2 protein-coding genes and 1 pseudogene are annotated in these 2509 nt (G+C 62.0%); 1 reads left to right on the plus strand and 2 read right to left on the minus strand.

All coding sequences use genetic code 11. The features are described from left to right. Together VMR39_RS06860 and VMR39_RS06865 are read right to left on the minus strand one after the other, a co-directional pair. A pseudogene (locus VMR39_RS06860) lies at positions 1 to 229 on the minus strand (hypothetical protein); the annotation flags it as partial. Further along, on the minus strand, positions 226 to 963 hold the full coding sequence (locus VMR39_RS06865) for an SDR family NAD(P)-dependent oxidoreductase (protein ID WP_325415243.1): 738 nt from the start codon (positions 961 to 963) through the stop codon (positions 226 to 228). The pseudogene VMR39_RS06860 and the gene VMR39_RS06865, both read right to left, overlap by 4 nt. Before the next feature lie 170 nt (positions 964 to 1133). Between VMR39_RS06865 and VMR39_RS06870 the strand changes: the two genes are divergently transcribed. Beyond that, a partial coding sequence (locus VMR39_RS06870; protein WP_325415244.1) for a TonB-dependent receptor occupies positions 1134 to 2509 on the plus strand: 1376 nt, incomplete at its 3' end.

Raw genomic sequence — 2509 nt, forward strand, 5'->3', positions numbered from 1 at the left:
TCACATTGTTGCCGATGAGGGCGACCAGAATGCTCGCACCACCGGAAATGGTGCAATCGCGCCCCACCTGCACATGCGGCCCGATGATGACACCGGGGCCAATCCGTGTACCGGCACCAATATGAGCGCCGGCGCCGATCACGGCGAGCGGCTCAACGATCACGCCCGCCAGTTCGGGGACATGGACCTGCAACTTGCACGCTTCGCGCAGTCCCGGGATCAGTATCAATGATAGGTACGCCCCCCATCGACCGCCATGGCGATCCCGGTGACGAAGGCGGATTCATCGCTGGTGAGGAAGAGAATCGCAGACGCAATCTCCTCCGCTTTGCCGACGCGTTTCAGCGCATAAGGTGATTCCGGTTTACGCGCGACCGCACGCATGGCGTTCGGCAGCAGGGGCGTGTCGACCACGCCGGGGCAGACGCAGTTTACGCGGATCGCGGGCGCCAGTTCCAGCGCCATGGCTTTGGACAAGGTGACCAGCCCGCCCTTCGACGCGCAATAGGCCGCCATTCCCGGCGCGGACGGGGTCAACCCCTGCCCCGATGCGATCGTGACGATCGTTCCCCGGCCCGCCGTTTGCAGATGCGGCAACACCGCCCGCATCATCAGGAACGGCGCGGTCAGGTTCACGCCGATCGTCCTGGTCCAGTCAGCCAATGTGAGGTCCGCCAGACGCCCCATGCCGCCAATCCCCGCGACATTCACCAGGCCGTCGATTCCGCCCATCGCTTTCACCGCGGCCTCCACCGCCGCGTTGATCGCACCTTCATCCGGCAGGTCTACCGTCGCGTGATGTGCCTGCAACATGGTCGCAACCTGCACCAGCGCCGCTTCATCGCGATCGAACAGAGACAGGCTAGCCCCTTCCCGTGCCAGCATATGCGCCGTCGCCAGACCGATACCCGATGCCGCACCTGTCACGATAATCCGCCGTCCGGCGACGCGTCCTTCCCTCATGGCAGCCTCTCATTGTCGTGGATCGTGCTTTCGCGTCAGAGTTCGGCAAAAATGCTTCCACTCAGCACATCGCATGGTTATAGTATGCTAGAATAAGATATATAAGCAATCCATTAAGCCGGAGACAGCCAAGTGCGTCGGCGACGACAATGGACGAGAGGGGATATTCCATGAGCAAACCCGGCAGAGCAAGCCCATCATTGTTCGCGATCGCTTTCGCCATGGCGACCAGCCCGGCCATGGCGCAGGACGACAACCCTCAAGCCGGCGCGCAGGCGCAGGAAGAGGGCGCGATCGTCGTCACGGCCCGGCGGCGTGAGGAAACGTTGATGGATGTTCCCATCGCCATCGCCACCGTCGACGCCAAATCGCTGGAAACAAGAGCGGTCAACGATCTGCGGGCACTCGACGGGTTCGTGCCCAATGTGAATATCCAGGCCGCGACGACTTCCGCCTCCTCCGCGCAAATCTTCCTGCGCGGCGTCGGCATCGATGATGTCGGATTCGGCACCGATCCCAATGTCGGCGTCTATCTGGACGATGTGTTCATCGGCCGACTGGTCGGCTCTCTGGCCGGTGCGCTCGATCTGGAGCGGATAGAGGTGCTGCGCGGGCCGCAGGGTACGCTTTATGGTCGCAATTCGACCGGCGGTGCTGTCAAGTTCGTTACGCGCAAGCCCGATCTTCACGACAACTCGGCCAAGATTTCCGCCACGCTCGGTACCGACGACCGGCGCGATTTCAAGGCCAACGCCAATATCGTCCTGGCACGGGACAAGGCGGGCCTGATCCTGGCGGTGCAGACCCGCGATCAGGATGGCTATATAAAGCTGGTCGATGCCACCGGCAAGGATACCGGCGACCGCGCCAATGGCGTCAGCGCGCAGGATTATCGTGCCGTCCTTCGCCTCGCCCCCATCGATGATCTTACCATCGATATCGCTGCCGACTATACCCGTAACCGTTCGGGGATACAGGCGGTGACGCCTACCAATTGCGCCGCTCTCGGCACCCGGCCGGGCCTCGTCACCAATCCCGCGACGGGCGAATATGTGCCGGGCAACGTCTCAGCCGGCCAGTTCGAACGTTGCCCGCTTTATTATGACGACCCGTTCACCGCCTTCCGCGGTCCCTTCCCGGAGAACGACCCGCGTTTCGACGGCGCGGGTATTGCCAGTACGATAAATTGGGAAACGGGCCTCGGCACGGTGAAATGGGTTTCAAGCTATCGCGGGTTCCGCGACGTGTTCGCCTCTTCGCTCTGGGGCAAGCCGCCGCCAGTCACACAGGTCAACCTGCGCGCGCACCTCAAGCAGCGGCAGATCCAGCAGGAAGTGCAGTTGTCTTCGGCCAGCGGCGGGTTGATCGACTATACCGTCGGCCTCTTCTATTTCCGTGAGAAAGTGCATTCGCTCTACCAGTCACAGATCGGCACCTTGTCGACCGTTCCACGCCTGAATGACGATACGCAGATTTCCAACAGCTATGCCGCGTTCGGCGAATTCTACATCCGCCCAATCGATGCCCTGGAAATCACATTGGGCGG

It is taken from the genome of Sphingobium sp., assembly GCF_035511395.1.
In the GTDB taxonomy this organism is placed as follows: Bacteria; Pseudomonadota; Alphaproteobacteria; order Sphingomonadales; family Sphingomonadaceae; genus Sphingobium.

Bases quoted from the DNA above. Each gene is read 5' to 3' on its own strand.
- VMR39_RS06865 (WP_325415243.1), bottom strand. From the start codon at position 963: ATGAGGGAAGGACGCGTCGCCGGACGGCGGATTATCGTGACAGGTGCG.